Origin of the sequence: [Muricauda] lutisoli (nom. illeg.), assembly GCF_017313105.1 — a bacterium.
In the GTDB taxonomy this organism is placed as follows: Bacteria; Bacteroidota; Bacteroidia; order Flavobacteriales; family Flavobacteriaceae; genus Flagellimonas; species Flagellimonas lutisoli.
This window is the reverse complement of record NZ_JAFLND010000001.1, coordinates 752,292-768,028: the sequence shown is the minus strand read 5'-3', so window position 1 is coordinate 768,028 and position 15,737 is coordinate 752,292. Positions and strand designations below refer to the sequence as shown.

Genomic DNA, 15,737 nt, shown 5'->3' with positions numbered 1-15,737 from the left:
GTTGATTGTGTGACAAAGATATTTAAACTAATTGAAGTTTGGGAGGCTGCTCAACGGTTTTATTGCAACAGCTCCTTGGCGTGCGCCAAAGCGGATTCGGACAAAGACTTGCCGCCTAACATTTCCGCCAATTCCCGTATACGTTCATCCGTACTTAATTGTTTGATATGCGTACTTGTTCCCTCAGCTCCTTCTTCTTTATATACTTTGAATTGATAACGCCCCTTTGAAGCGACCTGCGGCAAGTGCGTTATGGAAAATACTTGCATGGTGCCGCTCATTTGCTGCATGATCTCCCCCATTCGATTGGATATTTCCCCAGAAACCCCTGTGTCGATTTCATCGAACATCATGGTGGGCAAATTTTCGTACTCCGCCAAAATGGATTTTATGGTCAGCATTATTCGTGAAAGTTCACCTCCCGATGCCACCTTTTTCAATTCGCCATAACTGGAACCCTTGTTGGCGGAGAACAAGAATACCAAATCATCTTTTCCATTGGCTTTGAACGACTTGGACGGGTTTACCTCAATTTTAAAAGTAGCGGACGGCATTCCCAAAGATGACAGGTTCTGTTGAAGTCTTTCACTCAAATTGGGGATAACGGCCTTTCGGCCATCACTTATTTTATTGGCCCATGCATTCACTTTTTCGGTGATGGCATCGACCTCTTCTTGTTTTTCCTTGATTTTGGACTCGATATTGGCCACGGCGTCCACTTTTTGGGCCAAATCTTCGCGAATATCCATCAACTCCGAAACTGAATCGGTATGGTGTTTTTTCTGAAGGTCGTACAATTGCTGTAATTGTCCATTGACCACTTCCAATCGTTCTGGGTTGGCCTCTACCCCTTCCTGTAACTGCTCCAATTCTGAGGCGATGTCATCCGTTTCGATCAAAACCGATTGAATCCTATCGTACAAAGATTTGTAGTCCGATCCATAATCCATTAGCCCTTGGAACGCACGTTTTAGATCTGTAAGTCGGCCAACAATACCCAATTGCTCATCGTTCAACAACTGATGTCCTGCGGACAAGTGCTCCATGATCTGCTCCACATTGCTCAGCTGCTCATACTCCTCCTCCAACTCTTCCTGCATACCTTCTTTGAGCTTTGCATCTTCCAGTTCCTTCAACAAAAAACTATTGTAGTCATGTTCTTTATCGGCATCCGCTTGAAAATCCACCAACTTTTGAAGCTCTTTCGAGGCTGTTCTCAAGGTTTCCAGTTCTTGGGTGTATCCGGAAAGATTTTCGGTATTCTCTGCCAAAGCATCGAGCACTTTCATCTGAAAATCATTATCGGCAAGTTGCATGGTCTGGTGCTGCGAGTGCACATCAACCAATTGATTGCCCAATGCCCGCATAACATCCAAAGTAACGGGAGAGTCGTTTACGAACGCCCTGGATTTTCCGCTGGGCAATATTTCCCTTCGAAGTATCGTAGTTTCTTCGTAATCCAAGTCGTTTTCCTCAAAAAACGGTTGGAGTTGGTATTTTGAAACATCGAACTCTGCCTCTATTACACACTTTTGTTCTTGGTTTTTAAGGGACGATAAATCGGCACGCTTTCCCAAAACCAGGGAAAGACCTCCCAACAGTATCGATTTTCCAGCACCGGTTTCCCCAGTTATGGTGGTGAAACCATTGGAAAAAGACACACTTACGTCATCAATGAGTGCATAATTTTGGATGGATAGATTTGCTAGCAATATTGAAGAATTTACCCGTAAAGATAAATTTCTTTAGAGAACTGCACTAGTAATTTATTTCATTCCACGTAGTGGAATAAAATGGGGCCACTTTGTTGAGGGTTTCCTTGAGTTTTACAATGTCCACCTTGGGACCATCGGAGAATATATTCTGTATTTCCTCAGATTTGGCATCAAAAAAGGTCTGAATCAAGAAGGCGTTGGGCCTACGACTAATGAGCGTTTCAAACAAGCGAAGACTTCCCATAATGATTTGCTTGCCCGTACTATTATTGTCCGCCAATATATCGAGTCCTTTTCTGTGGTAATTATACATGGCTATCCGATATTCCCTGAAAGAATTGCTCAATAGGTTGTCCACCAATTCAAAACGACTACGGTCCCCGGTTTCCTGACTCCAACCGCTGTAACTGGAACTTTGTGCCTGAGTGACGATATTCTGGGCCTGTCGATAGAAATCATTGCCTCCTTCCAACGAAAATGTATCGGCGTCCAATCCCAGAATAATGTAAACATAGTACGAAATAACGCCTACCAAATTGGAGTTGAAATTGTTCGGATTGTACACCAAAGGCTGAAACTCCTGATATTGAAAATTGAAAGCATTGTCCTTATAGTTGAACACAGGGCTTTCGTAGGTCGTATTAAAAACGGGGCGTGTGGACTGTATCTGGATATTGGCCTCAAAACGGTCCGATTCGTATTGGGTTACCGTGATGAACATCCGCGCATTCACACGTTCATTTTCACGATAGGTTCGGTTTGTCCATTTGGTTTTGTTCACAAAATCGTTGAGCGAACGTTCCAAAGTTCTAAAAATCTGCTGATTGGTCTGCCCTACTTGGTCTGAGTTCACGGTCACCTCACAATTCAGTTCCTGTGCATAAATCCCGAAGGCAGCAAATAAAAGAAAAACGGAAAAAAGTATGTTACGCATGGATTCTGGAGATGATTTCTTCCCAAATATCGGAAGCCACTTCGGACTTCGTCTTTAAATCAAACGTTTTTATCTCCGAATTCTTATCTATAAAGGTGATTTTATTCGTGCTTCCGCCAAACCCAGCGCCATCATCTTTGAGCGAGTTGAGCACAATGCCATCCAAATGCTTTCTTTTCAGCTTGCCTTTGGCATTTTCCAGCTCATTTTGGGTTTCCAGAGCAAATCCCACTAAGAACTGATTCTTTTTGGCCTCCCCAAGGGACATCAGAATATCCGGGGTTCGTTCCAGATCAATTCTCAAATCACCCTCTTGCTTTTTCACTTTTTCCGAAGCAATGGTTTTAGGTCGATAATCCGCCACAGCAGCAGCACATATCGCAATATCGGTGTCCGCGTAGTGTTCATGACAGGCATCGTACATTTCCTGTGCAGCGGTCACGCGAATCAATTGAATATTATAATGGTCAATGCTCAAGTGGGTAGGTCCTGAAACCAAAATTACATTTGCACCAAGATTGGCCGCTTTCTTCGCCAATTCAAATCCCATGGTGCCCGTGGAACGGTTTCCTAAAAATCGAACGGGATCAATGGCTTCTTGTGTCGGTCCAGCAGTAATGAGCACTTTTTTTCCCGATAGCGGTAAGCCTTTGGCCAAATCCTCTTGCATAAAGGCCAGAATATTCTCAGGCTCCGCCATACGTCCTTCCCCATGCAATCCACTGGCGAGCTCTCCTGATTCTGCAGGAATCATGGTATTGCCAAAAGATTCCAGTTTATCCAAAGAGTTTTTAGTGGATGGATGCTTGTACATATCCAAATCCATGGCCGGAGCAAAATAAACGGGGCATTTTGCTGATAAATAGGTGGCCAAAAGAAGATTATCACACGTTCCGTTGGCCATTTTGGACAAGGTGTTGGCTGTGGCCGGAGCAATCAACATAATATCGGCCCAAAGACCAAGCTCCACATGGTTGTTCCATGAAAGGCTCCCATCTTCCTCATTGATGAAATCCATCAAAACAGGATTCTTGGAAAGTGTGGACAATGTGAGGGGGGAAACAAAAGAGCTGGCGCTCTGGGTCATAACAACTTTGACCTGGGCACCAGCTTTTATCAGTAAACGAACAAGAAATGTGGTCTTGTACGCGGCAATTCCCCCGGAAATTCCCAAAAGGATATTTTTACCGCCAAGCATTTCTTAAGCGTCTTTCTCTGTATTCCTGTAGTAGATTTTGTCTTCCAACCACTCTTGTACCGCCAAAGCGTGTGGTTTTGGCAACTTTTCGTAGAATTTGGAAACTTCGATCTGTTCTTTGTTTTCGAACACCTCTTCCAAGCTGTCGCTGTAAGTGGCAAACTCTTCTAGCTTCTCCAACAATTCCTTTTTTATTTCAGAATTGATTTGGATAGCTCTTTTTGCCACAATGGAAATGGCTTCATAAATATTACCAGTTTTTTCGTCAAACTCGTTTCTATTGAGTGTTACCGTGGAAACTGGGGCCTTTGTGTTTTTCAAATCTTGCATATGCAGTGGTTTAAAAACTAGTTTTTATTTGGATACGGAAGTGGTGTTATATACGCTCAATTCCTTTTGAATTGTTTCGGCTAGTTTATCCGCCTCTTCTTTAAATTTCGATTCTGGGAAATAACGTAATAAATTGTTATATGAGTCAAGAGCCTCTTCCAATCGCTCTTTCTTCTTGTCCTCTGTACTGTTCACAGCCAAATTGGTAGCTGCTTCAATCCGATAATACAAGGCGTCTTCCGTGTAAATGGAACCTGGATTATCCAAAAGAAAATTGTCAAAAGCAGTTATTGCAGAAATAAGCCTTGGCAAATCCCAAGAACCTATTTTACCATATTGCTTGGCAATTTCCAATTCTTTTTTCTCTTTTTTTGTGGTCAACTCCCGTGCCATGTTGTTGGCTTCCTCAAAATATTCCGATTCAGAATAATTATTTATAAATGTTTGGAGCTTTAACAAGGCTTTGTCGGTTTCCGACTGGTCCAATGAATACCTGGGAGAAAGCATATAGTAACTTTTTGCCCCCAAAAAACTTGCTTCTTGGATTTTATCACTTCTTGGATAGGACTTTATGAATCTTTCGAATTGGTAACCCGATAAATAATAATCGCCGTTCTTGAAGTAACTATCCGCAAAGAAAAACATTACACGCTCACCTTGAGGTTTCCCTACATATTTAGGCGCAATTTGCTCGAACAAGCGAACCGCTCTCTTATAATCACCTTCCTCATACAGCTTTTCGGCCATCTCGTATTTAGCCTTCGCATCGGTTTCCTTTAGTACCTTTTGGTACTCGCTACAGGATAAGAGAAGCAGTGTTGCACAACAAAAAAGGAGTATTGACCTCATTTTCAAAAACATTTTGCAAAATTAGTGATATTGAATGGATATAAAAAAAGAATTTTCACTACTCAAATGTAAAGGGTAGTAAGGCCAATAACCAAGGAATTGGGCAACATTTAACGAATTTTATGCATGTGCCCTGCCCAACATCTTCAAGGAAGATGCAATTTTCCCCTTTAAACCTGAAGTAGCCTCTACGAGCGGCAATCTTACGGTTGCTCTAGAAACACCCTTGCTTTCAAAAATACTTTTAATGCCTGCTGGGTTACCTTCTTCAAAAATCAGGGACATTAAAGGTGATAGTTTGTGGTGGATCGCGTATGCTTCTTTTACACGGCCTTCTAGGCCCAACTTGATCATGTCGGAAAAAAGTGAGGGCAATCCCTGTCCCAAAACCGAAATAACCCCGGCACCGCCAGCCAACACGGTAGGCAGCGCAGTTCCATCATCCCCAGAAATCACCAAAAAACCATCTGGTTTGTTTTTTATGATCTTATCTGTTTGCAAAGAATCACCACAAGCTTCTTTGATGCCCACAATATTTGAAAAATCATGAGCTAACCGCAAGGTGGTTTCGGGCAACATATTGCTTCCGGTCCTTGACGGCACATTATATAACACGATCGGGATTGGTGATGCCTCTGAAATAACTTTAAAATGTTGGTATATCCCTTCCTGCGTCGGTTTATTGTAATAGGGAGAAACGGATAGAATAGCATCAAAATCGGATAAATCCAATGTTTTCAACTCATTTGCCACTAACATGGTATTATTGCCTCCTACACCCAGTACCAACGGAAGTCTTCCTGCATTGGTACGCACCACAACGTCGACCACCAACTGCTTTTCCGCAGGTGAGAGTGTTGCTGATTCGGCCGTTGTCCCCAACACCACCAAATAATCCACACCGCCTTGAATATTGTGCTCCACCACGCTTTCCAAAGCTTCTACATCAACCGTTAAATCTTCTCTGAACGGAGTTATCAATGCCACTCCTGTTCCGATCAATTGTTCCATTCGTTCAAATTTCTTTTAAGACCTTTAAATATTTTTTTAATTCACTCTTGAACAACTCAAAATCGTTTAAGGGCGTGTTTAAAATCAAATCATTGACCTTGGGGTCTTGTGCACCAAGACCTACCTTGAGACGCGCTTGGGTTTTAACCGACAATAGCTTCATCATTAAATTATCATCTTCATAATAATTGATCAACATATCATACTCCCTGCCCAAAAACTCGAGTACGTAACCATTTTCAATTTGACCTTTCCATCCCAGGTCCTTATCGGAAAACATTTGGATGGCATAAGGTGAGCTTTTGTCGTACTCGCGCTTGTAACCAATTATTTTTATGGCATTGGGACGCAAGTCAAACTCATCAATAAGTTCGTAAAAGGCCTCTGCTTTCTTAAAATTATCCACATCCACAATACAACCAATGCTGGTAATCCCCTGTTCCCTGGCCACGGACTTAGGAGGCTTTTCCATCTCCTCCTTTAAATATTTAAGCCCGGATTTAACCTTAAATTTGTCTTGGAGTCCTTTCAAAAACATATTTTTGATGATTTTTACAAAGGTAAATAATCTACCAAGACGACTTAACAAATATACGCACGTGAACAATCTAAAATTCAAACAATTTGTTGTATTTACAACTTTTTGTTTTTTAATATCCTGTAAAACCGATACAGAGAAACTTACTGAAATTGAGGGCAGGCAAATCCCCATTGATTCTACCATAGCTGAGACGGATTCCATTGCCAGTTTTGTGGAACCCTACAGAAACAGAATTAACGAGGTGCTGGACAGTACTTTGGCATATGCGCCCAATCCATTATTATTAAAAGATGGTGAACGTACCTCATCCATGGGCAACCTTATGGCTGATATTGTTTTTGAGCAAACCGCTCCCGTATTTAATTCCAGGTCAGGCAAAGAACTGGATTTTGTAGTGCTGAATGCCGGCGGTGTACGTTCCGTAATTTCAGAGGGCAATGTAAGCGCTCGCAATGCTTACGAAGTAATGCCTTTTGAAAATTATATCGAAGTGGTTGAACTTAGCGGTTCGGCCACGAGACAATTGATCAATTTTGTAGCCAAGTCTTCACGTAGGCATCCTGTGTCCCATATTCAGATTGTAACTGATAAAAACCGCTCGCTAGAATCGGTAAACATTCAGGGGCAACCTTTTGACGAAAACCGAAATTATTATGTGGCCACTTCTGACTATCTGGTAAATGGAGGCCCAAGCGTAGGTTTTTTTGACGAAATTATCTCAACAACAGAAACCGATTACCTATTACGAAATGCTTTGATCGACTACTTTAAAAAAGTGGACACTCTAAAGGCAGTGGCTGATGATCGTATAAAACAATTGAACTAGATGAAAAGAAGGGATTTTATTACCAATACCACAGCCGCCTCTACCCTAATCGGTTTAGGAGGTCTTAGTTTGAGCTCGTGTGCCAATCTTGGAAAAAAGCAAATCACTATTCTGCACACCAACGACGTGCACAGCCATATTGACACATTCCCATCTTCCCACTCCAGGTATCCAAATTTGGGGGGAATTGCCCGAAGGGCCTCTTTGGTGGAACAGATTAGGAATGAAAACCCCAACACGCTACTTTTTGACGCTGGGGATATTTTCCAAGGCACGCCCTATTTCAATTTTTATGGAGGTGAGTTGGAGTTTAAGTTGATGAGCAAGCTCAAATACGACGCTGCAACTATTGGGAACCACGACTTTGACAATGGAATTGAGGGTTTGTTGGCCCAAATGCCATATGCCACTTTTGAGATGATCAGCGCCAACTACGACTTTTCCAACACGGTGATGGATGGTTACGTAAAACCTTATAAGGTTTATATGGTTGATGGGATTAAAATCGGGGTTTACGGGATTGGCATTGAGCTAGATGGCTTGGTGACCAAAAGATTGTACAAAGAGACCCAATATCTGAATCCTTATGAGATAGCCTTGGATACGGAAAAGCAGCTCAAGGAAGAAGAGCAATGTGATTTGATCATTTGTCTTTCACACTTGGGATACGATTACAAAAATCCAGAAAGGCCATGCGACACCCGTTTGGCACAACAAACCTTCCATACCGATCTGATCATTGGTGGGCACACCCATACCTTTTTGGATAAACCAGACGTACGTACCAACCAGAACGGGAATTCTGTGCTTGTAAACCAAGTAGGCTGTTACGGTATTAATCTAGGTAGGATTGATTTTTATTTTGATTCGGATAAAAATGCTTTGGCCAATGGCGTAAGCATCACTGTTTAGTATCGAGGCTGGGGATGGTTTACAGATTGGCCTCCACGAGAACTTTCAATTCGTCGTCCAAACTATATTCCGGGAAAGGCTTGCCCGCATTATTGTACCAATAGCCGGCATTCCACTTATCCCCTTCTTTTCGGTGCAGGTAAGCGTGAATCCAACTGCCCATTTGGGAATGGAGATCTTGGGCAATGTCATGTGATGCCTCCCAATCTCCTTTTGCATCAAACCAAAGGGATTTTAAGGGTTCAGACCATACCTTCGGAGGCGTGCTTTGATTCAATGTGGACACAAATTCCTCGTAAGTTTTGGGTATCATGATTCCAACTTTTGTAAAAATTCTTGTTCTGAGATAATGGGCACTCCCAAGCTTTCCGCTTTCGTTCGCTTGCTGGGCCCCATTTTATCGCCGGCTATCAAAAAACTGGTTTTTGAAGATACCGATGATGCCACCTTACCACCATTGTCCTCTATCATCTTTTTCAAATCATTCCTGCTGATGGTCTCAAACACCCCGGACACCACAAACGTCTGTCCTTTAAGCAATTCGGTTTGATTTTCCAGTTGTTCTTCTGATAGGGAAAACTGTAGTCCATGGGATTTCAAACGATTAACAATATCCATGTTCTTAGGCTCAGAGAAAAAGTTGACAACGCTCTCTGCGATACGCTCCCCTATTTCGTCCACAGCCATCAATTGCTCTTCTGAAGCTGCCATCAGAGCATCGATATTTTTAAAGGCTTTGGCCAATTTTTTGGCCACCGTTTCCCCCACATACCGTATACCCAATGCAAAAAGTACGCGTTCAAACGGGATTTTAACTGATGCTTGAACGCCATTTACCAAATTCTCGGCCGATTTGTCCGCCATTCGTTCCAAAGGCAAAATCTGTTCTTTGGTCAAGGTGTAAAGATCAGCATAATCGTCAATCAACCCTTCATTGAAAAGCAATTCTACCGTTTCCGCTCCCAAGCCTTCAATATCCATGGCCTTTCTGGATATAAAATGTTGAATTCTTCCCGTAATCTGGGGTGGGCAACCAATGTCATTAGGGCAAAAATGCTGCGCTTCCCCTTCTTTTCTAATCAGCTCTGTGCCACATTCAGGACAATGGGTAATGTACTCCGTGGGTTGGGAATCAGCATCTCGTTTGGTAAAATCAACCTTTACAATTTTTGGGATGATCTCCCCGCCCTTCTCCACAAAAACAGTGTCTCCTTCGCGAACATCGAGCTTTGCTATTTGGTCTGCATTGTGCAAAGAGGCTCGCTTTACCGTAGTACCTGCCAATAAAACGGGCTCTAGGTTGGCCACAGGGGTTATGGCGCCGGTACGGCCGACCTGATATGTTATTTTGTTCAAGGTAGTGATGGCTTGCTCAGCTTTGAACTTATACGCCATGGCCCATCTTGGTGATTTGGCAGTGTAACCGAGTTCCTCCTGGTGTTGGATACTGTTCACTTTTACCACAACCCCGTCCGTTTCATAAGGTAGATTGTGGCGGTTTACCTCCCAATAATCCGCGAACTGCATCACTTCCTCGGTTGATTTGCAAAGTTTGGCCACCGTTGGCACCTTAAAACCCCATGACCTTGCTTTTTCCAGTACTTCAAACTGGGATGTTACTCCCAAATTATCGCCTGCAATACTATACAACAGGCATTCCAAAGGTCTTTGGGCCACCAAGGCACTGTCTTGGAGCTTTAAACTTCCCGAGGCCGTGTTCCGTGGGTTCATGTAGGGATCCTCTCCCGCTTCAACACGCTCCGCGTTCATTTTTGTAAAACCTTCCAGCGTTAAGATAATCTCTCCTCGAATATCAAATTTTGGCGGATAATCTCCTTTCAACTGCAAAGGAACCGATTTTATGGTCTTTATATTATTGGTCACATCATCCCCTTGAAAACCATCGCCACGAGTAACAGCTCTTATCAATTTCCCATCTTCATAAGTAAGGCTTATGGAAGCTCCATCATATTTCATCTCACACGTAAACTGTACCTCAACACCCCCTAAAATTCGTTGGATACGCTTCTCCCAATCCTCCAAGTCCTCTTTGGAGTATGAATTATCCATAGAGTACATACGATGTTCATGGACTACGGTCTCAAAGTTTTTGGTGACCATCCCACCCACTCGCAAAGTTGGCGAAGTAGGATCTTGAAATTCTGGATGCTCCGCCTCCAATTTCTGAAGCTCCTTGAGTTTCATGTCAAACTCGTAATCCGAAATGGATGGCTCATCGAGCACGTAATATTTATAATTGTGTTCCCTCAGCTCATCGCGCAAGGAGGTTATTTTATCTTGGATGTTCATTTTTTAATTGCCTTTAGCATTCTATCGTTGCCAAAAATATCTTTTCGCAGTTCAATTTCTGAAAAATTACGGGTATTGAAAAGCGCTTTGGTTTCTTCTCCCAAATATTGGTTAATCTCAAAATACAACTTTCCACTTTTGGATAAATGTTTTTCTGAAAATTCAATAATAGCCCTATAAAACAATAATGGGTCTTCGTCCGGCACAAATAAGGCGGTTTCAGGTTCAAAATCCTTTACATTTTTTTGGATTTGCTTCTTTTCCAACTCCCTGACGTATGGTGGGTTGGATACGACAATATCAAAAACCTGTTTCGCATCAAATTGAGAAATAAGGATATCTTGATGCAAAAAACCGATATCCACTCCGTTTGATCTGGCGTTTTGTTGAGCGACCAACAACGCACTTTCGGAAACATCCAGAGCAAACACTTTAGCATCGGGAAGGTTTTTTGCCAAAGCTATGGCTATACAACCGCTTCCGGTTCCGATGTCTAAAATGTTCAAAGGTGAAGGGTGAACGGTTTCATCATCCCCATGTTGATTTTTAACTCCTGACTTCTGACTTCTAACATCTGACATCTGACTTCTGGTGTCATCCAAAATCCATCGTACTAATTCTTCTGTCTCTGGACGTGGTATCAGTACATTTTCATTGACCATAATCTCCATATCCATAAAATGGGCGGTTCCCAAAATATATTGAAGGGGTTTTTCCTGTTTCAACTCGGACAATGCTTCAAAAAGAGGCTGCTCTTCTTCTTTGGTCAATGCAATGCCTGGTCGAATGGCCAATATAAACCGTTCCAGTTTCAGGTAATGCTCAATACAGGCGTAGAAAAAGGAATCAATTTCCTCTTTCGGATATATGGCGCCCAACTCTTTATGGAAAATATCTTTGATTTCTTTTAAGAGCATTACAGTTTTTTAAGCATCCACACGGGACAGGAGTAATGTCCCGTATTTCCCATTGGAGCATCTATATATTCAAAACCGTTCTTTTTATATAATTTTTGGGCAGCTTCCATGTAGGGCATCGTTTCCAGGTAACAGGCCTCAAAACCGAACTCCTTCGCCTTGTCCAAACAGGCCTTGATCATTTTGGCACCAAGCCCCTTCCCTCTGGCTTCCTCTAAAAAATACATTTTTTGAAGCTCACAGACGTTTCCTTCGTAATTGTCCAGTTGCGCTACGCCGGCGCAACCGATCACCTTGCCCTTGTGCTCTACCACAAAATAAGCAGCCTTTGGCACGTTATAATTGGAATACATATCATCCAAAGCTTTGTCGGCATAAGCCGTACCTACCTTGGGAACGCCCATGTCCTCAAAAACTTTTCGTATTACCTGGGCCACCTGTGCGTTGTCTTCGGGGGTTATTTCACGAATCACCGTATCTCCCATTATTGTGTTTTTATTGTTCTATTTTTGCGGGGTGAATATACATCAAAAATACATCCTTCGCTGCATAGAACTGGCCAAAAAAGGACTGGGAACAACGGCCCCCAATCCTATGGTGGGATGTGTGATCGTACACAACAATAAAATTATTGGCGAAGGTTTCACGAGTCCCTACGGAGGCCCGCACGCCGAGGTCAATGCCATTAACTCGGTAAAGGACAAGAGTTTGCTCAAAGAAGCATCGCTATATGTTACCCTGGAGCCTTGTTCCCATTTTGGAAAAACGCCTCCGTGCGCAGATTTGATTGCTGAACACCAGCTCAAAGAAGTTGCTATAGGCCTACAGGACCCACACGATAAGGTTGCCGGAAAAGGCATCCAAAAATTGGAGGATGCGGGGTGTAAAGTCACTGTCGGTACTCTGGAACATGAATGCAGGGAGCACCATAAACGATTTTTGACCTTTCAAGAGAAGAAACGTCCCTACATTATTTTAAAGTGGGCAGAATCCGATGATGGGTTTTTGGCTCCCGATCCATCCTTCCGAAGTAATAATCCCGAGCCTTTCTGGATAACCAATTCCTGTTCCAAACAGTTGGTACACCAATGGCGAAGCCAAGAACAGGCCATTTTGGTTGGCACCAAAACCGTTTTGGAGGACAATCCCAAACTGACCACGCGCAACTGGGCTGGCAAAGACCCGATGCGCATTGTTTTGGACAGGGATTTAAGAATTGATTCAAGCTACCATGTTTTTGACAAATCCACACAGACCCTTATTTTGACAGCGGTCAAGGACACATCAAAATATAGGGAAGGTGTTGATTATGCAGTAATCGACTATTCGGAGAACTTGGGACAACAAATCTGCGATGTGCTGCATGAACACAACATTACCAGCGTGATCATTGAAGGTGGGGCAAAAACGCTTCAAACCTTTATGGATGAAAACTTGTGGGACGAAGCACGGGTTTTTAAAGGCACCCTTTGCTTTAAACATGGTTTGCCAGCTCCTAAATTAAAAGGAACTTTACAGCATCAAAAAAAAATATTGACCGATACCTTATCCATTTACGGCAATGATTAAAAACATTATTCTTGATTTTGGTGATGTGCTCATCAACCTGGACAAACCTGCGACAGCAAAAGCTATGGTACAGCACGGGTTTACCGAAGTGACCCCAAATCTGGAAAATTTGTTTCAAAATTATGAGAAAGGACTTATCACATCTTCCGATTTTTTGGATGAAGTATCTGCACACTTCCCCAACGCCAGTAGGGAATATTTAACTACAGCATGGAATTCCATTTTATTGGATTTCCCCGAACACAGACTGGAATTTATTGAGCAGCTCGCCGCAGAGAATCAATATAAAATGATACTGCTGAGCAACACCAACGACTTACATATTAAATGTGTTAAAGCACAAATGGGAGCGGAACGGTACGGCAGGTTTAAAAATGCTTTTGATGTGTTTTATCTGAGTTACGAAATAGGAATGCGGAAACCAGATACGGAGATTTTTGACTTTGTGCTGCAAGAGAACAAGCTAACACCTGAAGAAACCTTTTTTGTGGATGATGTTAAAGAGAATACCTATTCCGCAGCTACCTTGGGCATTAAGGTATGGAACCTACAAGTGGGCAAAGAGGAAATAACCCAACTAAAATCAAAATTGTAAATGATATACCTTGTACTGAGCGTACTTAGCTCCACTTTGATTTTTGTGGTCTTCAAACTATTTGATGTCTTTAAAATCCAGACGCTTTATGCCATCATCACCAATTATGTGGTGGCCTGCACGGTTGGTTTCTTTTTGTACGACGGCCCGGTCGGTGTGGACGACCTCACTAACAAACCATGGTTGATCGGTCCTATATTATTAGGGGTCCTTTTTATTGTCATCTTTAATTTAATGGCCCGAACAGCACAGGTCTCTGGTGTATCTGTAGCCTCGGTGGCCACTAAAATGTCGTTGGCCATTCCTGTAATGATGGGGGTTCTGTTGTACAACGAACATTTAAGTGCACTGCAAATCACAGGAATTGTTTTGGCCTTGGTCGCCGTGTATTTGGCCTCCATCAAAGAAAAGAGCATACGAATAAACCGAAAAGCACTAATTCTTCCCTTATTAGTATTTCTGGGCTCTGGTATTATTGATACAAGCATCCAATATTTTGAAGAAATCCATTTGACCGACCAAGAGATACCCGTGTTCTCTTCCATGATATTTGGATTTGCGGCCCTGACCGGATTCATATTTATTGGTGCGAAGGCAGTAAAAACACCATTGAAAATCAACCTGAAAAATATAATAGGAGGAATTGCCCTTGGCGTGCCCAATTATTTCTCGATTTATTTTTTGATTCGTGCCCTGCGGGCGGACATTTTAAGCAGTGCTGCCATCTTTACGTTAAATAATGTTGCCATTGTGATGTTCTCTACCCTTTTCGGGATATTGTTGTTTAAAGAAAAACTGAGCCTTAAAAACTGGAGCGGTGTTGCATTGGCCGTTTTGAGTATAATATTGGTAGCTTTGTTCTGATGGAGAAAAAAGAAGATGTTTACAGGACAGTAACCAAACCTTCACCCGAGATTTTATATAAGGACCGAAAGAGTAAATTTTATGCCCAGATCCATCCCATTGCTTCGGAAGATGATGTAAAACCAATCGTGGAAGAACTCCGTAAAAAGTACCATACGGCAAATCACGTTTGCTACGCATGGCAATTGGGAACCGAAAACCCAATGTACAGGGCCAACGATGATGGTGAACCAAACAATTCTGCGGGAATGCCTATTTATGGGCAGATACAATCTTTTGATGTTACCAATGTGCTGATTACAGTAACCCGAATCTTTGGCGGCACCAAACTTGGAGTCGGTGGATTGATACAGGCCTACAAAACTGCGGCTCAAATGGCCTTGGAAAACGCCAAAATAGTCAAGAAAACCATCAAAGCTAAATTCCGATTGCAATTTGGATATCCGGAAATGGACAAAGTCATGCGAATCATCAAACAGAAAAACTTGAACATTGTTTCCCAAAAAATGGAGTTGGATTGTGAACTTGTTATTTCTGTCCGAATGACCGAATCAGAGGAAACACTTCAAATTTTCGATGAAATGCAAAACGTGGAAATTTCTCAATTGGATTGATCAGTCTTCCAGTTTTTCCAAAATATAATGAGGACACTTAATAGGTCTGCCCGTTTTTTTATCCATAAATGCCAAAACGGTGTTTGCAGTGGCCAATAATTCACCCGACTCGTTGATCAATTCGTAATCGAATTCAATTTTCACCAAAGGTTTGGATTTTAAGTGAGTGCGCACAGTAAGTAAATCATCATATAACGCAGACTTTTTATAATCAATATGTAAAGAAATTACGGGCAACATGATACCGTTATCTTCCATGCTCTTGTAGGTGATCCCCATAGCCCTTAACCACTCTACCCTACCCAATTCAAAATACTGTGCGTAATTACCGTGGTAAACAACCCCCATTTGATCAGTTTCTGCATATCGAACCCGAAAAGAATATGAATTTAGACCCATTTTTAACTGAAAAATTATATATTTAGAGGCTTGCTTATTTTGAGGGTAACATGCGAAAAAAAAACAAAACTTTCAATGACAATTTGATTTTTTTTTTAAAAGATTTGTTCACATATTTGTCGCATCCAATAAGCATCTTATAACCCTTTAGAT

18 protein-coding genes are annotated in these 15,737 nt (G+C 42.1%); 6 read left to right on the top strand and 12 right to left on the bottom strand.

All coding sequences use genetic code 11. The features are described from left to right. Positions 1-59: 59 nt before the first annotated feature. The 7 genes from recN to J0X13_RS03615 form a co-directional block, all read right to left on the bottom strand. Positions 60-1,712: a DNA repair protein RecN gene (gene recN / locus J0X13_RS03645; protein ID WP_207070094.1), complete on the bottom strand. Its 1,653-nt coding sequence runs from the start codon at positions 1,710-1,712 to the stop codon at positions 60-62. Between the two features lie 46 nt (positions 1,713-1,758). Beyond that, on the bottom strand, positions 1,759-2,649 hold the full coding sequence (gene porD / locus J0X13_RS03640) for a type IX secretion system protein PorD (protein ID WP_207070093.1): 891 nt from the start codon (positions 2,647-2,649) through the stop codon (positions 1,759-1,761). After that, the gene (coaBC, locus tag J0X13_RS03635) at positions 2,642-3,847 is read right to left on the bottom strand and encodes a bifunctional phosphopantothenoylcysteine decarboxylase/phosphopantothenate--cysteine ligase CoaBC (protein ID WP_207070092.1); all 1,206 of its coding nucleotides are present in this window, start codon (positions 3,845-3,847) and stop codon (positions 2,642-2,644) included. The genes porD and coaBC overlap by 8 nt, the downstream gene beginning before the upstream one ends. Positions 3,848-3,850: 3 nt before the next feature. Next, on the bottom strand, positions 3,851-4,177 hold the full coding sequence (locus tag J0X13_RS03630) for a DNA-directed RNA polymerase subunit omega (RefSeq protein WP_119608194.1): 327 nt from the start codon (positions 4,175-4,177) through the stop codon (positions 3,851-3,853). Positions 4,178-4,201: 24 nt separating this feature from the next. After that, entirely contained in the window at positions 4,202-5,038 is an 837-nt protein-coding gene (locus J0X13_RS03625; RefSeq protein WP_207070091.1) for an outer membrane protein assembly factor BamD, read from the bottom strand. Between the two features lie 108 nt (positions 5,039-5,146). Continuing rightward, positions 5,147-6,037 carry a 4-hydroxy-tetrahydrodipicolinate synthase gene (gene dapA, locus J0X13_RS03620; RefSeq protein ID WP_207070090.1) on the bottom strand — a complete coding sequence of 297 codons (891 nt, stop codon included), beginning with the start codon at positions 6,035-6,037 and terminating at the stop codon, positions 5,147-5,149. Between the two features lie 4 nt (positions 6,038-6,041). Continuing rightward, positions 6,042-6,575 (bottom strand): DUF6913 domain-containing protein, encoded by a 534-nt coding sequence (locus J0X13_RS03615; RefSeq protein WP_207070089.1) that lies wholly within the window; start codon positions 6,573-6,575, stop codon positions 6,042-6,044. 7 nt (positions 6,576-6,582) lie between these two features. Here J0X13_RS03615 and J0X13_RS03610 point away from each other — a divergent pair, with 7 nt between their 5' ends. Beyond that, positions 6,583-7,404 carry a 5'-nucleotidase C-terminal domain-containing protein gene (locus tag J0X13_RS03610; RefSeq protein WP_207070088.1) on the top strand — a complete coding sequence of 274 codons (822 nt, stop codon included), beginning with the start codon at positions 6,583-6,585 and terminating at the stop codon, positions 7,402-7,404. Continuing rightward, positions 7,405-8,316 (top strand): metallophosphatase, encoded by a 912-nt coding sequence (locus J0X13_RS03605; RefSeq protein WP_207070087.1) that lies wholly within the window; start codon positions 7,405-7,407, stop codon positions 8,314-8,316. Positions 8,317-8,335: 19 nt separating this feature from the next. Here J0X13_RS03605 and J0X13_RS03600 read toward each other — a convergent pair whose 3' ends face one another. From J0X13_RS03600 to J0X13_RS03585, 4 genes are read right to left on the bottom strand one after another with little or no spacing between them, the layout of a single operon-like run. Continuing rightward, complete coding sequence (locus tag J0X13_RS03600) at positions 8,336-8,629, bottom strand: hypothetical protein (protein ID WP_207070086.1); 294 nt, start codon at positions 8,627-8,629, stop codon at positions 8,336-8,338. Further along, positions 8,626-10,626, bottom strand: a complete 2,001-nt coding sequence (ligA, locus tag J0X13_RS03595; RefSeq protein ID WP_207070085.1) for an NAD-dependent DNA ligase LigA — start codon at positions 10,624-10,626, stop codon at positions 8,626-8,628. The genes J0X13_RS03600 and ligA overlap by 4 nt, the downstream gene beginning before the upstream one ends. Continuing rightward, positions 10,623-11,543: a peptide chain release factor N(5)-glutamine methyltransferase gene (gene prmC / locus J0X13_RS03590; protein WP_207070084.1), complete on the bottom strand. Its 921-nt coding sequence runs from the start codon at positions 11,541-11,543 to the stop codon at positions 10,623-10,625. The genes ligA and prmC overlap by 4 nt, the downstream gene beginning before the upstream one ends. Further along, positions 11,543-12,028: a GNAT family N-acetyltransferase gene (locus J0X13_RS03585; protein ID WP_207070083.1), complete on the bottom strand. Its 486-nt coding sequence runs from the start codon at positions 12,026-12,028 to the stop codon at positions 11,543-11,545. The genes prmC and J0X13_RS03585 overlap by 1 nt, the downstream gene beginning before the upstream one ends. A 31-nt stretch (positions 12,029-12,059) precedes the next feature. Here J0X13_RS03585 and ribD point away from each other — a divergent pair, with 31 nt between their 5' ends. From ribD to J0X13_RS03565, 4 genes are read left to right on the top strand one after another with little or no spacing between them, the layout of a single operon-like run. After that, complete coding sequence (ribD, locus tag J0X13_RS03580) at positions 12,060-13,112, top strand: bifunctional diaminohydroxyphosphoribosylaminopyrimidine deaminase/5-amino-6-(5-phosphoribosylamino)uracil reductase RibD (protein WP_207070082.1); 1,053 nt, start codon at positions 12,060-12,062, stop codon at positions 13,110-13,112. After that, entirely contained in the window at positions 13,105-13,707 is a 603-nt protein-coding gene (locus tag J0X13_RS03575; RefSeq protein ID WP_207070081.1) for an HAD family hydrolase, read from the top strand. Before ribD ends, J0X13_RS03575 begins: the two co-directional genes overlap by 8 nt. After that, positions 13,708-14,571: an EamA family transporter gene (locus J0X13_RS03570; RefSeq protein ID WP_207070080.1), complete on the top strand. Its 864-nt coding sequence runs from the start codon at positions 13,708-13,710 to the stop codon at positions 14,569-14,571. It begins immediately after the preceding gene. Further along, positions 14,571-15,185, top strand: coding sequence for an IMPACT family protein (locus tag J0X13_RS03565; RefSeq protein ID WP_207070079.1), 615 nt, complete (start codon positions 14,571-14,573; stop codon positions 15,183-15,185). The genes J0X13_RS03570 and J0X13_RS03565 overlap by 1 nt, the downstream gene beginning before the upstream one ends. Here J0X13_RS03565 and J0X13_RS03560 read toward each other — a convergent pair whose 3' ends face one another. Then, entirely contained in the window at positions 15,186-15,584 is a 399-nt protein-coding gene (locus tag J0X13_RS03560) for an acyl-CoA thioesterase (protein ID WP_207026837.1), read from the bottom strand. Positions 15,585-15,737 lie beyond the last annotated feature (153 nt).